Below are 18855 nucleotides of genomic sequence, written 5' to 3' on the forward strand. Positions count from 1 at the left end.
CCCCAGCCGCGATAGGCGGCAAACGAAGGCCGCTGGTGGCCTAGTGCCCCGACGCCGGTTTCATGCCGCGTTTGGGCCTGGGGGCGAACCAGATCGCAAAGGCGGCGACCAGAAGCGCGATGGCCGAATACATGGCAACGTGCACCGTGGCCTGCGCCTGGGCCTGCAGGGCCACGATCCGCTCGATTGCAGAACGCGCCATTTCGAGTGGCATGCCCTGCGCTTGCAGCGCCGACATCGTGCGGTCCGTGTGGTTCATGCTGGCCACCAGATCGGCGCCATCGCTGCGCTCCAGGTTCGCCCAAAGGGTCGTCACGATCGAGGTGCCGATGGCCCCTGCCAGGGTACGCCCGAAATTCGAGATCCCCGCCGCCGAGGCGGTTTCGTCCGGATCCACGGAGGCCAGGCCAATGGTCGTCAACGGCACGATCATGAAGGCGACACCTATGCCCTGGATCAGCTGCGGGAAAGCCACCTGCCAGAGAGTGGAATCGGTTGACCAGTACGTGCGCAGGTACGCGCAGAAGGCCAGCCACGAGACGCCCAGGAACACCAGCAGCCGGGGATCGGCGCGCTGCATGAGCTTGGGCACAATAGGCGATGCGAAGACTGCCAGGACACCCGCTGGCGCCATGGCGATGCCTGCCCAGGTCGCGGTATATCCCATTCCTCCCTGCAGCCACTGAGGCACGATGACCACGGCCGAGAAGTAGGTTGCGAAGGCCAGCGCCAGGGCAAACGTCGAAGCGCTGAACCCTCGGTGTCGGAACACCGCGAGATCGACGATGGGGTGCTCTTCGGTCAGCTCCCAGATCACGAAGATCACGAAGAAGATGACTGCAACGACCGCAAGGATGCAAATCGTGGTGTTGTGGAACCAGTCCCGATCATGCCCGAGATCGAGCATCATCTGGAATGCCCCAACCCAGATCACGAGAAGGGCGAGCCCGACCTTGTCGATCGGCAGATAGCGCTTGGGCGAAGCCACATCGCGCAGCAGATAGGCAAGCGAGAGGAAGACCGCGACCACAATCGGCACGTTGATCAGGAAGATCCAGCGCCAGTCCCAGTTGTCCGAGATATAGCCACCCAGTATCGGCCCCGCGATCGGCGCGACAACGACGGTCATCGCCCACATCGCCATTGCCTTGGGATGCGATTCACGCGGGAAGATCTTGAGCAGCAGCGTCTGCGAGAGCGGCATCAACGGCCCGCCGCACAGCCCCTGCCCCAAGCGGAAGATAAGAAGGACCGTCAGGTTGCCCGAGACACCGCAAAGGGCCGAGAACAGACCAAAGCCAAGGATCGACATCAGGAACATCCGGACCACACCGAAGCGTCCCGCCAGCCAGCCCGTCAAGGGAACACAGATCGCCTCGGCGACCGCGTACGTGGTGATCACCCAGGTCCCGCTCTCGGTGGAAACGGCAAGTCCGCCTGCGATATGCGGCACCGAAACATTGGCGATCGTCATGTCCAGCACGACCACGAAGTTCGCCATCGCGAGGACGAAGGCGGTGATCGCAAGCTTGGCGCCGGAGAAGGTCCCGTCCTGCCCGGGCGGTGAGGTCGGCGCAGCGGCCGCGTCCTGTGCCATTACCGCTCGCTCGTCAGGTCGATCTCGGCTTCCATCGAAAGTCCCACGCGCAAGGGGTGGGCCTTCAATTCGTCCCTGTCGAGCTCGATGCGCACCGGAAGGCGCTGCACGACCTTGATCCAGTTGCCCGTCGCGTTCTGGGCCGGGATCAGCGAGAAGGCTGCGCCCGTCCCGCCCGAGAAACCGACGACCTTGCCGTGATACTCGACATCGCCGCCATAGAAGTCGGAGGTCAGCGTAGCGCTCTGCCCGGCCCGCACCTTTCCGAGCTTGTCTTCCTTGAAGTTGGCATCGACATAGAGCTTGTCGACCGGGACAATGACCATCGCGGGCGAACCATCCTGGATCTTCTGGCCAACCTGGATCGAACGCTGCGCCACGACGCCCGCAATCGGCGCGCGCACGACCGTGCGTTCAAGGTCCAGCTTGGCAGCCTCATAGCGGGCCTGGGCCAGCTTGATCTCGGGCGCGGTCTCCACGTCGGTTCCCTTCGTCAGGGCAACGGCAGCCTGCTCCTGCTGCCGCGCGCTGACGGCGCTGGCCTGGGCCTGCTTGAGCGCGGCTCGCGCCTGTTCGAAGGCCGCCTGAGCCGAATCCAGCGCCTGCTTCGCCGAGGTCAGTTCCTCGGTCGACACGGCACCCGAGCCCGCAAGAGCATCGCGCCGAGTAAAGTCCGAGGTAGCCTTGGTCAGATCGGCCCGAGCCGCCTGAAGATTGGCCCGCGCGGTATCGATCTGCGCCTGGTTGGCATCTGCCGCCGCAGCCAGGGCCTCGTTGTTGGCAAGAGATTGCCCGTACATTCGCTTGGCGCGCTCCAGGTTCGCTTCCGCTTCGGCCAGCGCGATCTTCTGGTCCTTGTCCTCGATACGGAACAGGAGCTGCCCCTTGCGGACAGGCTGCGTATCCGTGACCAGAACCTCGATCACGCGGCCCGAGGTCAGCGGCGTGACATCGGCGTTTTCGCCAGCCACATAGGCGTTGTCAGTTGAGACCGAGCGGCTGCCGATGAAGAATTCATAGCCGCCCCACAGCACCGCCGCGACGGCCACGACCCCGCCCAGCCCCATGAGGAGCGTCTTGCGCTTGCTCTTGGGGATGACGCTGCCCTTTTCCGGTACGCCCTCGGCCCCGGCCCCGCCGCCCGTGTTCGTGTCAGTCATCGCTATTGGCTTTCTCGTCGTTTTCTTCGGCATAACCGCCGCCAAGCGCGCGCTTGAGCGCGACATCGCTGGCGAGCGTTGCAAATTGGGCATCCAGCGCGGAGAGGCGCGCGTCGAGTTCGGAAGTCTGGCTGGCCAGGACCTCAATGTAGGTGGTGAGCCCCGCCCCATAGCGCTGCGAGGCGAGACCGAACGCGGCCTTGGCCTCGGTCTCGACTGCCAGGGCGTGCTCTCGCTGACGAGACGCGGAATCGCGGCTCGCAATCGCATCTGCGACTTCCTGCAGAGCCTCGATAACGGTCTTGTTGTAGCTCGCGACCATCGAATCGTACCCGGCCCGCGCCACACGGTAGCGACCGGACAGGGCGCCCCCCTGGAAGATAGGCAGGCTGACCGCCGCACCCGCGCTGCCATAGTCCGAACCGTCGTCGAACAGATTGGAAATCCCGAGCGACGTCAAACCGATCAGGCCACCAAGAGAAACGTCGGGCAGGAACGACTTGCGGGCATATTCCGTGCCGCTTTGCGAAGCCTCGACAATACGGCGCGCTGCGACGATGTCCGGTCTGCGACCGGCAAGAGCGATTCCCGCATCTGCCGGCACGCGCGTCATCGCGATACCGTCAAGGGGTGCCGGTACAAGATCCTGCGTCCGATCCGGTCCCGCCCCCAGAAGAGCCGCGAGCGCGTGGCGCCGCCTGGCGATCTGCTCACGATTGGCGACGATCAGCCCCCGCGCACGGGCCACTTCGGCCCGTGCCTGGCGCAGTGGCACCTCGTTCTCCAGTCCTTGTTCAAACCGCTTGGCCGTAAGCTCCTCGGAGCTTTCCCGCACATCCAGCGCTTCCTCGAGGACTTTCTCGCGCTCCAGCAAGCGTGCGAGGTCGAAATAGGACGAGGCGATTTCGCTGGTCAGGACGAGCTCTGCCTGCCGCACTTCGGCAAGGGCCGCCTCCGTGGCCGAGGTAGCGGCCGCAAGGAGCGCGCGGTTCTTGCCCCAGATGTCCAGGTTCCAGTTCGCGGACAGGGCCAGGGTCCCGTAGTCTTCCCAGCCCTGCGGAAGGGCGGACGCCGGAGTTCCGTTGTTGTAGCTCTGCTTGGCGAATTCACCCGAGCCTTGCGCGCCCAGCGAAGGCAGCACGCTCGAACGCGATGCCTGCAGCGCACCGCGCGCCTGGCGCACCCGAGCAATCGCGGAGGCCAGATCCGGCGAATCCGTGAGGGCTGCCTCGATCAGGCCATCGAGTTGCGGGTCGTCATAGCCCCGCCACCACTGGGACGGCGGCCATTCCTCGCCCTGTCCGGCAGCCGTGATCGACCGCTCCATTTCGAACGAAGATAGCGGTCGTATCTCGGGCTTGGGCCCCAGGTCCGGCGCACATCCGGCAAGCGAAATCGTGGCAGCCAAGAGGAAACTTGCTGCGACTCGTGAGGGGAATATCGTACTCATCAGTACACTTTTTATCGTTGCATCACTTGCAAGAGTCAACGGAAAAGTGTACTACCTAGTTTAGGTATGGATCAGAACATTGGGAAACGGGAGCGCAACAAGGCGCGCAAGCGGGCCGAGATCGTGGAGGCCGCCCGCACGTCCTTCCTTGAGCAAGGATACGCCGCAACGAGCATGAGCGCGGTTGCCGATGCCCTGAGTTGCTCGAAAGCGACCATGTGGTCGCATTTTGCATCGAAAGAGGATCTGTTCGCAGCCGTCATTGACGACCTGGTGGGGCAATTCTCACAGGAAATCGATGAAGTCCTGACCCGCCAGACGTTCTCCTGTCCGGCACTGCACCGGGCGTGCCTGCGGTTTCTCGACTGTCTTCTCAAGGATCATTCGATCCGCCTCTTCCGCCTCGTGCTGAGCGAGGGCGAACGCTTCCCCGAAATCAACGAAATGTTCTACACCCGGGGCCCTGAAAAAGTCCGGCGCGAGGTCCATCGCTTTTTCTCCACTGCATTTTGCGAAGACGATGCCCAGCGCCTCACCACCGTGATTACCTGGGCGATGACAGGCTTTCGTACCGACATTCTGCTGCGCCCGGTAAAGCCCGATGCCGCGGAATGCGAAGCCTTCGTCGACGATCTCATCGCCTCGATCGACTGGGAGCGGCTGAGTCCCCGCCGGTCCAACACCTGAAGCTCCCGGGACAACTCAGGCCCGGTGCTTTTTTACCTACGGCAAGGCTGCTAAAGCGACAGGCATGAACCACTCCCCCATTCTCGTCGTCACGACCGGCGGTACGATCGACAAACACTATTTCGACGCCCTCAGCGAATACCAGATCACCGAAAGCGTGATGGGCAAGCTGCTCGAGACAGCACGGGTCGCGCACCCTTTCCGTATCGTGGAACTGCTGCGCAAGGACAGCCTGGAACTCACCGAGGAAGACCGCGACCTGATCGCCCAGACGATCCGCGCCGCTCCCGAGACGCGGATCGTGCTTACCCACGGCACCGACACCATGACCGAGACCGCACAGGCGCTCGCTGGCATTCAGGACAAGACGATTGTCCTGTGCGGCGCCCTGACCCCAGCCAGATTCGCCGAAAGCGATGCGGCGTTCAATCTCGGCATGGCCTTCGCCACGGCGCAGACCGCCGCGCCCGGCGTCTGGATCACCATGAGCGGCACCGTCTTTAACGGCCTGCAGGTGCGTAAGGACCGCGAGGCGGGCAAGTTCGTCGATATCTGAGGCCCCCGCTTAGGCAAGTTCCACAGGTCCCGGCTTCGTGACTTCCCAACCAATTGCCCCTTAGCCTGAGCGCTCTCCCGACACGTGCAGGTACCTGGCCTCGTGCCTGACCCGCGCGGGGGATGAGAGAGCTTTCGCGAGGGGGCAGGCGTGACAACGACGATTTCCTGCGGGCACGAACTTCCGGGCGCCCTGCTCTATGCTCCCATCGGCGCTCTGATCATTGAGCGCACAGGCCTTATCTTCGGTGCGAACGCCAGCGCCGCGAATCTTCTTGGCGAGTCCGATCCCGAACCGCTGCGCCATTCGCTGATCTATACCTGGCTCAAGGAAAGCGACTCGGAAACCCTGCGTCACATGGTCGACGTCCACTTTCAGGCGCCGGTCGAGACACGTGCGGGTTGGACCCGCCGCATGACGATTCCCAGCGTTGACGGCTCCGAACGTCCGGTTGAACTTACGCTATCCCCCTTCCCCGAGTCTCCAGAAGCCAATGCCATTGTGTTCGTGCGCAGTCTCGAACGCATCATGACCGCCGAACGGCGCTTCGCCCAGATATTCGAGAACCTCCCCGTCGGCCTTCTCGTCGTCGACAGCCGCCAACGTATCGTCAAGGCGAACCGGACGCTCGGCGCCGATTTCGGCTATTCCCGGGAGGAGTTGATCGGCCAGTCGCTGGCCATGCTGATCCCCGAACGCTACCGCTCTGCACATCGCGATCATCTACAGGGGTACGTAAAAAGCCCCAGTTCGCGGATGATGGGGGTTGGAAGAGACCTCACCGGGCTGCATCGCTCAGGGCAGGAGTTCCCGATCGAGATCGCTCTCACCCGCCACGAGAACGCCAGCCAGCCGCTGTACATGGCCATCGTCACCGACATCACACACCGCAAGCGCTCCGAAGTCGCCATGCAGCAGACCAACGCCCAATTGGAAGAATTCACCTATGTCGCCAGCCACGACTTGCGCTCCCCCTTGCGGGGTATCGCCGACCTCGTCAGCTGGATCCGCGAAGACCTCGAGGGCCATGAACTCCCCCCCGATGTCGCCCGCAACTTCGAACGCGTCGCGATCCGGATCGAACGTGCCGAACAGATGATCGACGACCTCTTGAACTACGCCCGTATCGGGGTACGCGACCCGCAGCTTGAAACTCTCCAGCCCCGAGACTTGATCGACGAGGTACTTGCGACGAGCAACATTCCGGGCAGTTTTTCCCTGGAGATAGATGTGGATGCGGGCCCGCTGAAGGCCGCCCGTGCCCCCCTGTCCGCCTCGCTGAGGAACCTCCTCAGCAATGCGGTCAAGCACCACGGTTCGCCAGGCGGACGCATCCGTATTCAGGTCACCGAGGATGGGCGCTTCACGGTCTTCACCGTCGAGGATGACGGACAGGGAATTCCCTCTGGGAACGAAGAACGTATTTTCAAACTCTTCCACCGAGGATCGACCCGGGTGGAAGGCGACGGCGTCGGCCTCGCGTTCACCCGGCGCATGATCAATGCGAACGGCGGCATGATCTGCGTCACACCGCACGGTGAGATGGGAGGCGCCCGCTTCGATATCTACTGGCCACGCATTCTGCTTCGGGAATTCAAGGATGGTTGAAACGCCACCGGACCTTCAGACACCATCGGATGTCGTCGAATGCACCGTCCTTATCGTCGATGACGACGATGTGGCGATCGAGGGCGTGCTCCGTTCCTTCCGGCGGCACGACGTGACCTGTCCAACGCTGACGGCCGGGGATGGCCGCGAGGCCCTGTCCATCTTGCGCGGGACGCATCCCAGCAAAAACATTTCGCCGCCCTACATCATCCTGCTCGACCTCAACATGCCCGACATGGACGGCTTCCAGTTCCTCCAGGCCTTGCGCAAGGATCCAGCCTTGCGACGTAGCGTCGTGTTCGTCCTGAGCACGTCGGCCCGCGATCAGGACATGCGCCGAGCCTACGACGAACATGTGGCTGGCTACATGGTCAAGTCTGCCGTGGGCCCCCAGTTCGCTCGGTTGGCCGACTTCATTCGCAAGTACACCGGCACCCAGAATCTCCCGCGAGACGCCTTATGACCAAGGACATTCACCGCTCCATGCAAGATCACCACGGCACCGGTGACGAGGATCTTCTCGAGGTTCTCATCGTCGATGACGATGATGTTGATCGCGAGAAGCTCTCCCGCATGCTGCATCGCACGGCCTGGAACGTGCACGTCGAGGAGGCCGCTTCGCGCTGCGAGGCTCTGGAACTGATCCGCAACCCGGACAGCCGTTTCGACATCGTATTTCTTGACTTCGGCCTATCCGACGGTGACGGCCGCGAACTGCTCCCGGCCATTCGCGAAGAACTGGATCCGGACTGCCCCATCATCGCTGTCACCGGCCATGGCAGCGCCGAGATCGCCGCGGATTCGATCAAGCAGGGGATGACCGAGTTTCTTACCAAGCGTATGCTCTCGGCCGAGAACGTCGCCGCGTCTATCGAGGAGGGCATCGCCTGGCGGCAGGATCGCAAGGCCGTGCGCCAGGCCGAAGCGGAACTGACCCACAAGAGCCTGCACGACCCTCTCACCGACCTGCCCAACCGCACGCTTTTCTTCGACCGCCTGACGCAGGCCTGCGCACGGGCCCGCCGCAGCGGCGACAGTTTCGCCGTCGTGATGGTCGATCTCGACCGGTTCAAGGAAATCAACGACAGCCTCGGCCATGCCGCGGGAGACGTGGTTTTGCAGACGGTCGCGCGCCGGCTGCGCGCCCATCTGCGCGAAGTCGACACCGTCGCCCGCCTTGGCGGTGACGAATTCGCCATCATCCTGGAGTCCGTCGCCACGGTGGATGCCGCCACGGCAATGGGCGAGAAGATCAATCAGTTGATCGAACAACCCGTTCTCCACGACAACCGTGTCCTCTACGTCGGGGCCTCCTTGGGCATGGCCCTGTGCCCACAGCTCAGTTTCTCGCCCACGGCCCTTCTCTCGGCCGCAGACAGCGCCATGTACAAGGCCAAAGCCGGCGTCGAGAAAACATGCGTGGCGCGCAGCCAGGAGCTTCAGGATCCCGATGAACTCGATCACAAGGGGCTCCTCGAAGAATTGGCCGAAGCCATCGCGGCGCGCGAGATCCAGTGGCACTGGCAGCCCAAGATCGACCTGCTCCACGCCCGGGTCACCGGCTTCGAGGCCCTGGTCCGTTGGGTTCCGCACGACAGTGGCGATGTGTCTCCCGAACAGCTTATCCGGGTCGTCGAACAATCGCCCCTGATCGAACCCTTCACGATCCTTTGCCTGGATACGGTGCTTGGCCAGTTTGCAACGGTCCACGAAGCCTGGCCGGACACCAGCATCTCCATCAACGTCTCGGCGCGCATGCTGGAGCGTCCCAGTTTCGTCGAGAATGTGCTGAGAAGCATTTCCATGCATCAGATCAACCCGGAGCGCGTCATCCTGGAATTGACGGAAACCGCGCTCATCGCCCATCCCGCGCAAGCCCGGCGTGTCGTCGAAAAGCTCCACCAGGAAGGCGTGCGCCTTTCCATCGACGACTTCGGCGCCGGCTTCACCTCCTTTGGATATCTCCGGGACTTCACGATCGATGAAATCAAGATCGATCGCTCCTTCATATCCCGCTGCACCCAGAGCACCTTCGATCAATCGCTGATCACGTCCCTCGTGGTCCTGTGCAACAGTTTGGGCATCAGTCTTGTTGCCGAAGGGATCGAAGACGAATCTGTGCGCGCCCTTCTGGTCTCGCTGGGGTGCCCCTTCGGCCAGGGCTACGGCATCAGCCGTCCGCTTCCGTTCGACCACCTCCAGAGCTGGATGGTCAAATGGAACTCCAGCCCCCATTCCCTACCGGCTTACAGTCCGGAATCTCGCCTTCAATAGCAACCGCCAGCCGGGTCCTTGAACAGTGTCCCTCCGACAGGTCGTCCGGCCTTCATCCCTGATCCGGTTCATGTGAGGTTCGCGACGCTTCAGGCAAGGCACGGCCAAGCATACCGAATCAAGGATACTCGAGATGAAACATCCGCTCATGGGCCTCGTCCTCGCGATTGCCGGAGCAAGCCTGCTCCCAACGGCCGCTTTCGCCGATCCTCCACGCCATGCACCCGCGCATGGCTACCGCAACAAGCACCATCGTGATTACCGCCATGACGACCGCCGCGGCCTGTACGATGCGCGCGGACGCTACCGTTCGCCCCGGCGTATCAGCCGCAACTCCCATGTCTGGCGTGGCCGCGACGGGCGCTACTACTGCCGCCGTGACAACGGGACGACCGGGCTCATCATCGGCGCGGGTGTCGGCGCCCTGGCCGGACACGAGTTGGCCGGTCGCGGCGATCGCACGCTGGGCACCATTCTGGGCGGCGTACTCGGCGGGGCGCTTGGCCGCGAAATCGACAAGGGCGATATCCGCTGCCGCTGATGACATTGATTTTCTGCTGAAATTTTCACCGCGCCGCGATGGAGCCGTAAGAGTTCCGCCGCGGCGCGTGTGCCGTTGGCTTTCCGGGTCTGGGGCACCCCGGCCCCGCTCCGCAGGCAACCTTTTCCTGCACCGGCCTTGCCGCTTTCCACACGCCAGCCCCCTTCCCTCGTCCGGCATGTTATGCTCCTATAGAGCACGATGCGTCTCTCCTTGTGCCACATACCCCGCTGGACTTCCTCGGTTAACGTGCCGAACGGCCCCGAACACGCGTTCTCCCGGGCGCTGCCTTGCGCGGATCGCGGCGCGTGAGCGGCAACACCCGGACTGTCCTGATTACAGGAGGTGCCAGGCGTATCGGAGCCCATCTCGCCCGCGCCTTCGGTGCGCAGGGGTGGCATGTCGCCATCCACTTCGGAAATTCACGTAAGGAAGCCGAAGCCCTCGCCGACGAGTTGCCGTCTGCAGAAACCGTCTCCTGCGATCTCGATGACTGGGACGCGGGCCCCGCCATGATCCGCGATCTTGCCGAACGTCGCGGCGATTGGCGCCTTCTGGTCAATTGCGCGGCCGTTTTCGAATTCGACGATGCAAAGGTGCTGCAGCCCGACACGTTCGAGGCCGCAATGCAGGTCAATGCCGGGACGCCTGCCCGCATGGCCCAAGCCTTTTTTGCCCATGCGCGAACACCGTCGGGACGTCGCCTGATCCAGATCACCGATCAGAAGCTGCGCAATCCCAATCCCGATTTCTTCTCCTACACGATGAGCAAGCACGCGCTTGCGGCAACGATCCCGATGCTTTCCATGGCGCGATCGCGCCCGCAGGATCGGGTCTACGGCCTGGCCCCCGGCGCCATCCTTGCGAGTCACGACCAGACCGAGGACGAAACCGAGATCTCGCACCGCATGAACTTGCTGCGCCGAAAAACCTCGCCCGACGATATCGCGCGTACCGCACTCTTTCTGGCGGAAGGCCCGCTTGCCAGCGGTGAGACCGTCTATGTCGATTCCGGGCAACATCTTGTCCCCCAGCCCCGAGATGTCCTCTTTCTGGCACGAACCTGAAACAATCCCGGACTAGGCGCGCTACGCGCCTGTAGCTCTGCCCCCCAATTCTTCTTCTTTCAAACTAGTGACGACTGGATACGATGGCCATTCTAGACAAGTTCCTCGAAAGTGGCGTGCGCCACGGCACCCTCGAAGTCTCGCGTCCCGATGGCTCGAAGACCCGGTTCGGCACGCCGACCGAAGGCTATCCCAACGTCCGCGTGCGCTTTACCGACAAGGCCGGTGAACGCCGTATCCTGACCGACCCGCGCATCGGCGCGGCCGAGGCCTACATGGATGGCCAGCTCGTTCTTGAAGAGGGCGACATCATGGAGCTCGTCCAGCTGCTGCGCCAGAACGCGCCGTGGGATCGCGGCGGCGAGGTCAAGGAGAAGACCCCGCTCAAGCTCGCCACCGACAAGGCCGTCACCCTCATCGATGGCATCAACCGGGCCACCAGCGCCAAGAAGAACATTGCCCATCACTACGACATCGGCAATGAACTCTACAAACTCTTCCTCGATCTCGAGCACATGCAGTATTCGTGCGCCTACTGGCCCGAGGACGGCATGACGCTGGAACAGGCGCAGACGGCCAAGCTGGCCCATATTGCAGCCAAGCTGGCGATCGAGCCTGGCCAGCGCGTGCTCGACATCGGCTGCGGCTGGGGCGGCATGGCGATCTACCTCGCCAAGCACTACGACGTGAAGGTCCACGGCATCACGCTCAGCGAAGAGCAGATCGAACTCGCCAAGGTCCGTGCCGAAGAAGCCGGTGTCAGCGACAAGGTCACCTTCGAGCTCGTCGACTACCGCGCCATGCCCAAGCGCGGCGACAAGTTCGACCGCATCGTTTCGGTCGGGATGTTCGAACACGTCGGCCAGGCCCAGTTCAAGCAGTTCTTCAAGTCCACCGCCGAACTCCTCACCGACGAAGGCGTGATGCTGCTCCACACCATCGGCCGCATGGGCGGGCCCGGCACCACCGACGCCTTCACCCGCAAGTACATCTTCCCCGGCGGCTATATCCCGGCGCTGAGCGAGACGGTCGCGGCCAGCGAGAAGTTCCGCCTCATCGCCTCCGACGTCGAGAACCTGCGCCTGCACTACGCCTTCACCCTGCGTGAGTGGTACAAGCGCTGCGTTGCGAACAAGGATGCCATCATCGCCCTGATGGACGAGCGCTTCTACCGCATGTGGATCTTCTACCTGGCCGGAGCCACCGCCGCCTTCGAGAGCGGGTCGATGTGCAACTACCAGATCCAGTACACCCGCCTTCGCCGCACACTGCCGCTGACCCGCGACTACATGGGTGCCGCCGAAAGCGCGCTGCGTCGCCGCTGAGCGGGCAAAGCCGTTCCCGCGGTGAGCTGCGCAACACCATTGCGCAGCTCACCGTTGCACACTTCGGCGGGTGCTGTTAGGCGCGCGTCCCGAAGAAGCGCATTTTCTCGCGGAGAACACGGCACCCATGTCCGACATCAAGAAGGTCGTTCTCGCCTATTCGGGCGGTCTCGACACCAGCGTCATCCTGAAGTGGCTTCAGGTCACCTACAACTGCGAAGTCGTGACCTTCACGGCTGACCTTGGTCAGGGCGAGGAGCTCGAGCCCGCACGCGCCAAGGCCAAGCTGATGGGCCTGCCCGACGAGAACATCTACATCGACGACCTGCGCGAGGAATTCGTGCGCGACTTCGTCTTCCCGATGTTCCGCGCCAACGCCCGCTACGAGGGTGACTACCTGCTGGGCACCTCGATCGCCCGCCCGCTCATTTCCAAGCGCCTCATCGAGATCGCCAAGGAAACCGGCGCCGATGCCATCGCGCACGGTGCGACCGGCAAGGGCAACGACCAGGTCCGCTTTGAGCTGTCGGCCTACGCGCTCGATCCCGCGATCAAGGTGATCGCCCCCTGGCGCGAATGGGACCTCAACAGCCGCACCGCGCTCATCGCCTGGGCCGAGCAGCACCAGATCCCCGTTCCCAAGGACAAGCGCGGCGAGAGCCCGTTCTCGACCGACGCGAACCTCCTGCACACCTCTTCGGAAGGCAAGGTCCTCGAGGATCCCTGGGAAGAGACCCCGGATTACGTCTACTCGCGCACGGTGAACCCCGAAGACGCGCCCGACGCGCCGGAATACATCACCATCGACTTCGCCAAGGGTGACGGCGTCGCGCTCAACGGCGAAGCCATGTCGCCCGCCACCCTGCTCACCGCGCTCAACGAGCTTGGCCGCAAGCACGGCATCGGCCGCCTCGACCTCGTCGAGAACCGCTTTGTCGGCATGAAGTCGCGCGGCATGTACGAGACCCCGGGCGGCACGATCTACGCCGCGGCCCATCGCGGCATCGAGCAGATCACGCTCGACCGCGGCGCGGCCCACCTCAAGGACGAGCTCATGCCCAAGTACGCCGAGCTCATCTACAACGGCTTCTGGTTCTGCCCCGAGCGCGAGATGCTCCAGGCCGCCATCGACCACAGCCAGGAAAAGGTCGACGGCACCGTCCGCCTCAAGCTCTACAAGGGCTCGGTTTCGGTCGTCGGGCGCAAGTCGGCGAACTCGCTCTACTCCGAGCGCCACGTCACCTTCGAGGACGATGCGGGCGCCTACGACCAGAAGGACGCGGCCGGCTTCATCAAGCTCAACGCGCTGCGTCTGCGACTCCTGGCCCAGCGCGACCGGTAATCTTTTCATCGCAAGCTAGCCGAATTTCAGGGCGGCCCGTTGCCATCGCGCGACGGGCCGCTTTTTATGGAGTCCCATCCTTGACGCTTCGCGGGTAAAAGCGGCTCCATCGTCAACGGCCCAGCGGGGTAGGTTTTGCAGGTTTCACGCTTCGGATTGCTGGCAGGCATTGCCGCCTCGGTCACGCTCCCGCTCGCCGGGCCCGTCCACGCCGATGCCGGGGCTGCCCCCATCGAAGCTGTTGCGGCCGTCGCCGCAGTTGAGTCCGCACCTGCCATGATTTCGCAGCCGGTTGTCCAGGAACTCCCGGCCACGCCGGAAATCGTGGAAGACGCCTTTGAATCGATCGGTTCGGGTGTCGCCAGCTACTACGGCCTGAAATTCGCCGGTCGCCGCACCGCCAGCGGCTCCATCTTCGATCCCGAGGAACTGACCGCCGCCCACCGCAGCCTGCCCTTCGGCACGCAGGTCCAGGTCACCAATCCGCGCAACGGCGAAAGCGTCGTCGTCACCATCACGGATCGCGGGCCCTACCACGGCAACCGGGTCATCGATTTGTCGAAAGCTGCCGCACGCGAAATCGGCATTGTGCGCCGTGGCTCGGGAACGGTCGAACTCGCCGTCCTCGCTCAGGAAAGCTGAGCCACTCTCCCCTCTGACTTCACCTCGCTGCGACCCGAGGCTTGCCCTGACGCCCTTCAAAAGGGTCGGACCGGCGCAGTCTGGAGGGGGTGGGGGGGACTGACTGCGCCGGCCTTCACTAGCGATAACCGCATTCCCCGAATTGCGTTCCCGGCCCCCGTCACTTTTTTCCAGAAATTTTCGCAAGCCCGATTCCGCCCCGTCCGAGGGCTCCGAAGGTGACACAGTTGACACCCTCCAGAGGGCACTGTCACCCGCCTCCCCCGCGCCGCCCGGAGGCGCGCCAACCAGCGCATCCACCCGCCCGCACGAGGCCGCGCGCCAGCCGTCCCACTGCGCCCCGCACAGCGCCTGCGCGGCAGTCCAGTCAAACCCGCACACCTCGGCCTCATCAGAACCCTCGTCGTCCGAGGCCACGCGCGCCGCGTACCATTCGTCCTCGACCACCCGGCACATCGCTTCCGAGCCCTGCGCCACGAAATCCTCGCGCCCCCGCGGCAACACCGGCGAGACCGCGTCATAGTTCGCCCGGTCCTCCACCATGTCCGCCTCAGGTCTAAGCCCCGAGACCAGCGCCAGCACCTCGTCGAACCGCTCCGCCAGATCGGAGACAGAGTCCGCCCCCAGCACTTCCCCCGCCTGCCGGTCGAGCCGCCCCAGGTGCGCCAGCAACAGGCGCGAATCGAACCGACGCCGCACCCCCACCAGCTCACCCCGGAACCACACGCTCTCCTCCACGCCCTCCAGAGCGCGCGAGGCCAGCACCTCCTCGGCATGCTGGCGCGCCAGCACCAGAGCCCCGGCCCACCCCGCCGCAAACACCCGGTCCCGCCGCCGCAGCACATAGGCCGACTGGCGACTCATCCCCACCAAGGCACAGGCCCCACGCACATCCCCCCGCTCGGCCAGCGCGTGCAGGAACCGGACCTTGCGGCCCGCGTCCCAGCGCCCGTTCGGTGGAGTTTCGTTGTCGTCAGAAGAAGAAGAAAAAGAGGAAATGCGAGGGCCATCGCCCTCGCGCTCCCCAACCATCTGCGCAGTGGGAGGCGCAGGCCGAGCGCCCTCCCCCGGCAAACCGATATCCCGGTCACACGGAATCCACCCCCGCCCAAACCGCGTGGACGACGACGCCGCCTGCCCCGCACACGACGATCCCGCAAAAGCCTGCACACTGTCGGTCATGGTCCACCCTTTCGATGCTCTCGAAAAGCCATTCCGGCGCGGAGTAACCCTCAACGCGCCGGGGTGAACCAGATCATGTATCGCATATTCAGGGGTGTAGGAAAGGCAACAGAAGATTGTTCTCACTCGAAATATCTGAGGGGATCCAAACAGCCCCCCTTTCACTTTTCTATTCAAGACGATAATCTCCCAGCCACACAAAGGCTATCGCCTCAACTCAAAGATCTGAGCCCTAAAATGAAAACAATTTCATTCTTCAATAACAAAGGCGGCGTTGGAAAAACCACCTTAACCGGAAATATCGCAGCCTATTTTGCCCTAGAGAAAAACAAACGTGTACTAATTATAGATTGCGACCCCCAATGTAATATTACACAGTTTATACTTGGGGACAGCAAAACTATAGATCTATATTGGCCATCCAACGACAAGAAAGAAGAAACAAAGTCAAAAACTGTACTAGATCTAGTTGGCCCTATAATTAGTGGCGATGCAGAAATAAATTCTAGAATAAAGCCACTTCGCTCAAGCATGAATAGATTTGGCGTCGACCTTTTACCTGGACACCCCAGATTTTCGACATTTGAAGATGAACTATCAGCGGCTTGGTCCGAGCTACCCACAGGCAAGGCAGGCGGATTTAGGCGAACAAACTGGCTTTATTCGTACCTTAGCTCGATTGAAGATCAGTATGATCTAGTATTTATTGACGTAAGCCCATCCCTCGGAGCACTCAATAGATCTGTCCTTCTTTCATCAGACCACTTCATAACTCCACTTGGGGCAGATGCCTTTAGCGTGCTTGGCATCCGCAACATATCAAGATGGATGACCGGATGGCTAGAATACTATGAAGTCGGCCTGGAACAGTCCAATCGGCTAAATCCAAACGGCCTTAACGATTATGATATCCGAACGGAGTTAGAAATAAAGAATGGGTTCCTCGGCTACACGCTACAGCAATATATCGCAAAGGCCAAAGCTGGCGTAAAACGACCAACGAAAGCTTACGAACGAATCATCCAAGATATTCCAGGCGAAATACAAAATTACCTGCAGTCGTTCAACTCTATTTCAAACACCGACCCTCACCTCGGCGACGTCCCAAATCTGTATAGCCTCATTCCACTTGCGCAAAGCGTAAACGCCCCCATTGTCGCCTTAGGGTCTGGAGATGGGCTAGTAGGGAATCAATACAGTCAAGCCAGGAACTACAAAGGCATTATCGGCGACCTTGCTGAGTCAATTCTGGCTAGAGTTTAATAAATGAGTATTTGGCCACCATCACTTGTAACCGAGCTCGCTGAACGACGCGCAGTAATTTTCATCGGAGCAGGAATTTCCAAAGCAGCCAAATCAGAAATGCCATCATGGCCCAAGCTCCTGACGGACATGAGCGCACATATAACCACCAAGAAAGACAAGAAACTTACAGATAAATTAATCAAGAACGGGCGCCTACTTGACGCCGCCGAACTTATTAGCAGCCTCGTGCTGCCAGCGGACCGAAGATCCATACTTGAAAATCAGTTCAAAATTAAGCCAGAACCAATATCCGAAATTTACAGTGATATCCTGTCGCTAGACCAAAAAATTTGCATCACCACGAACTACGATCAATTTATTGAGAAGAATTTCGAGCACTTCAGCGGCACGGGCGTATCTCATCAAGTCAGACTATATACTTATAAAAAAATACTATCCGACATCAGGTCTCCGTCAAGAATACTAATAAAGTTACACGGATGCATTAGCGACCCTCCAGATATTGTCTTAGATAAAAGGTCATACTTCAAAGCAAAATCCGAAAACCCAGGAATATACGAAACTATAAAAGCCCTCTGCACACTAAACACTGTACTTTTTCTTGGCTATTCAATGAATGACCCAGACATTCAATTAATACTCGAAGATATTAACGCAGTATCAAGCACAGAGCATCGTCACTTTGCCTTAGTTCCGAAATTCGAACACCCATCCCTACGCGAAGCTAATTCCCAAACATACAACATTAACTTTATTGAATATGCGAACGGAAGGCATGATTTAGTTCCAAAATATATAAACGAACTACGAAGCAGTGTCGAATCTACTCGCGCATCATATGGGACGAGAATTTAAACAGCATAGAAATATGCTCGTGCCTCATCCGCGTGCGCTATTCAGACACGTTTGCAAGGTGTCGTAGTGTGTTTGCTTGTCACCATAACAAAGCCCAACGGGCCTTTTGCCCCGTCCCCGGCACACCTGCCCTCGACAGTTCGGGGAGCGCGAGGGCGATGGCCCTCGCATCCTTCCCCCTTCTGACTTCGTAAAATTGCGAACTCCGGAAGTTCGTTAACTAAGTAAAGACCTCTAGCCCATAAGAACCCCGGTCAGGCGCGCAGGCGCAGGGTGTGCGCGGTTAAGGGGTATGACACGTGGTTCACAGGTTGCAGGAGGCTTTCGCGACCCTTGAGGGCGAGCGGGACTACACGCAGGGGCTTGCGGCGTGGATTGCGGCGGGGGATCTGGACCGGGCCGAAGAGGTCTTGGCGGCCGACCTGGCCGCGCTCGACACCGATCTGGCGCGGCTGTGTCTGGCCACCCCGCGCGCGGCGGTGGAGATTTCGGGCTGGGCCGAGCTGGTCGATGCCGTGGACATGCACGAGGGCGCTCCGATCACCGCGCTCACCATCGGCCTTGCCAACGAGCTGGACGTCGCCTTCGAAAAGGACGTCCCCCACGCCCCCGTCCTGCTCCACGGCCTCTACACCGACGAGGCCTTCGCCTTTTCGGCCACCTCGCCCGAAGAGCTGCGCGCCCTGTGCGCCGCCGACGAGGCCCCCTGGGCTGAGCGCGAGGAAGACATCGAGCTCTATCTGGAGATCGACGGCCTCACCGCGATCAACACCGCGCTGCTGCGCCACAAGCGCCGCTACTTCATCCGCGAGGACGCAGAAGGCGCCCCGGCCCCGCGCGCCTATGTCGAGGCCGTGCTCGCCGCCTGGCTACGCGCGCTGCGCTTCCACCAGGCCGTCGCCACCGAAGTCGCCGTGCAGGGCCTGCCCGGCCGCGTCGCGGTGATCTCGGGCACGGTCGACATGGGCACCGAGGCGGCCATGGTCCACCTCGCAAAGGGCGCGCTGACCGACGACACCTTCGGCTCGCTCGCCGCCGTGAGCCTCCAGCGCAAGGTCCCCCTGCCCGCCTACGACCCCAACGCCACCGGCTCCGCCATCCGCCGCAAGGTCGTCGCCGCCGAAACCGAACACGCCCCGCCGCCGCGCAAACCCGGCTTCTTCGCGCGTCTCTTTGGACGGCGCTGAGGAAGGGAAGAAAGCATATCCGAGGGCCATCGCCCTCGGGCTCCCCGAACTGTCTGGCTCACCTCCCGCGCGCCACGTGGCGTGAGAAAGGCGAGGTCGACAGTTTGGGGGTCAAG

Annotated in this window: 16 protein-coding genes; 13 read left to right on the forward strand and 3 right to left on the reverse strand. The window is 61.8% G+C overall.

Features of this window, described 5'->3' with window-relative positions; translation table 11 throughout:
• Positions 1-40 precede the first annotated feature (40 nt).
• The 3 genes from LC060_RS19580 to LC060_RS19590 are packed head-to-tail and all read right to left on the reverse strand — an operon-like array spanning position 41 to position 4207.
• Positions 41-1597, reverse strand: a complete 1557-nt coding sequence (locus LC060_RS19580) for a DHA2 family efflux MFS transporter permease subunit (protein ID WP_226638382.1) — start codon at positions 1595-1597, stop codon at positions 41-43.
• Positions 1597-2757 carry an HlyD family efflux transporter periplasmic adaptor subunit gene (locus LC060_RS19585; protein ID WP_226638383.1) on the reverse strand — a complete coding sequence of 387 codons (1161 nt, stop codon included), beginning with the start codon at positions 2755-2757 and terminating at the stop codon, positions 1597-1599. The genes LC060_RS19580 and LC060_RS19585 overlap by 1 nt, the downstream gene beginning before the upstream one ends.
• On the reverse strand, positions 2750-4207 hold the full coding sequence (locus tag LC060_RS19590; protein ID WP_226638384.1) for an efflux transporter outer membrane subunit: 1458 nt from the start codon (positions 4205-4207) through the stop codon (positions 2750-2752). Before LC060_RS19590 ends, LC060_RS19585 begins: the two co-directional genes overlap by 8 nt.
• A gap of 66 nt (positions 4208-4273) precedes the next feature.
• Here LC060_RS19590 and LC060_RS19595 point away from each other — a divergent pair, with 66 nt between their 5' ends.
• The 13 genes from LC060_RS19595 to LC060_RS19655 all read left to right on the forward strand — a co-directional run bounded on the left by LC060_RS19595 (position 4274) and on the right by LC060_RS19655 (position 18739).
• Complete coding sequence (locus tag LC060_RS19595; RefSeq protein WP_226638385.1) at positions 4274-4894, forward strand: TetR/AcrR family transcriptional regulator; 621 nt, start codon at positions 4274-4276, stop codon at positions 4892-4894.
• A 64-nt stretch (positions 4895-4958) separates the two neighbouring features.
• Positions 4959-5450 (forward strand): asparaginase domain-containing protein, encoded by a 492-nt coding sequence (locus tag LC060_RS19600; protein ID WP_226638386.1) that lies wholly within the window; start codon positions 4959-4961, stop codon positions 5448-5450.
• Between the two features lie 150 nt (positions 5451-5600).
• The gene (locus LC060_RS19605) at positions 5601-7058 is read left to right on the forward strand and encodes a sensor histidine kinase (protein WP_226638387.1); all 1458 of its coding nucleotides are present in this window, start codon (positions 5601-5603) and stop codon (positions 7056-7058) included.
• Positions 7051-7521 (forward strand): response regulator, encoded by a 471-nt coding sequence (locus LC060_RS19610; RefSeq protein ID WP_226638388.1) that lies wholly within the window; start codon positions 7051-7053, stop codon positions 7519-7521. The genes LC060_RS19605 and LC060_RS19610 overlap by 8 nt, the downstream gene beginning before the upstream one ends.
• Positions 7518-9332 carry a putative bifunctional diguanylate cyclase/phosphodiesterase gene (locus LC060_RS19615; protein ID WP_226638389.1) on the forward strand — a complete coding sequence of 605 codons (1815 nt, stop codon included), beginning with the start codon at positions 7518-7520 and terminating at the stop codon, positions 9330-9332. Before LC060_RS19610 ends, LC060_RS19615 begins: the two co-directional genes overlap by 4 nt.
• 133 nt (positions 9333-9465) lie before the next feature.
• Complete coding sequence (locus LC060_RS19620) at positions 9466-9873, forward strand: glycine zipper 2TM domain-containing protein (protein WP_226638390.1); 408 nt, start codon at positions 9466-9468, stop codon at positions 9871-9873.
• 308 nt (positions 9874-10181) lie between these two features.
• Complete coding sequence (locus LC060_RS19625; RefSeq protein ID WP_226638391.1) at positions 10182-10940, forward strand: SDR family oxidoreductase; 759 nt, start codon at positions 10182-10184, stop codon at positions 10938-10940.
• 83 nt (positions 10941-11023) lie between these two features.
• The gene (locus tag LC060_RS19630) at positions 11024-12265 is read left to right on the forward strand and encodes an SAM-dependent methyltransferase (protein WP_226638392.1); all 1242 of its coding nucleotides are present in this window, start codon (positions 11024-11026) and stop codon (positions 12263-12265) included.
• A gap of 127 nt (positions 12266-12392) precedes the next feature.
• Entirely contained in the window at positions 12393-13607 is a 1215-nt protein-coding gene (locus LC060_RS19635; protein ID WP_226638393.1) for an argininosuccinate synthase, read from the forward strand.
• Positions 13608-13883: 276 nt separating this feature from the next.
• The gene (locus tag LC060_RS19640; protein ID WP_319005459.1) at positions 13884-14249 is read left to right on the forward strand and encodes a septal ring lytic transglycosylase RlpA family protein; all 366 of its coding nucleotides are present in this window, start codon (positions 13884-13886) and stop codon (positions 14247-14249) included.
• 1245 nt (positions 14250-15494) lie between these two features.
• Positions 15495-16694: a ParA family protein gene (locus tag LC060_RS19645; protein WP_226638395.1), complete on the forward strand. Its 1200-nt coding sequence runs from the start codon at positions 15495-15497 to the stop codon at positions 16692-16694.
• Between the two features lie 3 nt (positions 16695-16697).
• On the forward strand, positions 16698-17552 hold the full coding sequence (locus tag LC060_RS19650) for an SIR2 family protein (protein ID WP_226638396.1): 855 nt from the start codon (positions 16698-16700) through the stop codon (positions 17550-17552).
• 299 nt (positions 17553-17851) lie between these two features.
• Complete coding sequence (locus LC060_RS19655) at positions 17852-18739, forward strand: hypothetical protein (RefSeq protein ID WP_226638397.1); 888 nt, start codon at positions 17852-17854, stop codon at positions 18737-18739.
• Positions 18740-18855 lie beyond the last annotated feature (116 nt).

This window comes from Novosphingobium profundi (genome assembly GCF_020524485.1).
Lineage (GTDB): Bacteria > Pseudomonadota > Alphaproteobacteria > Sphingomonadales > Sphingomonadaceae > Novosphingobium > Novosphingobium profundi_A.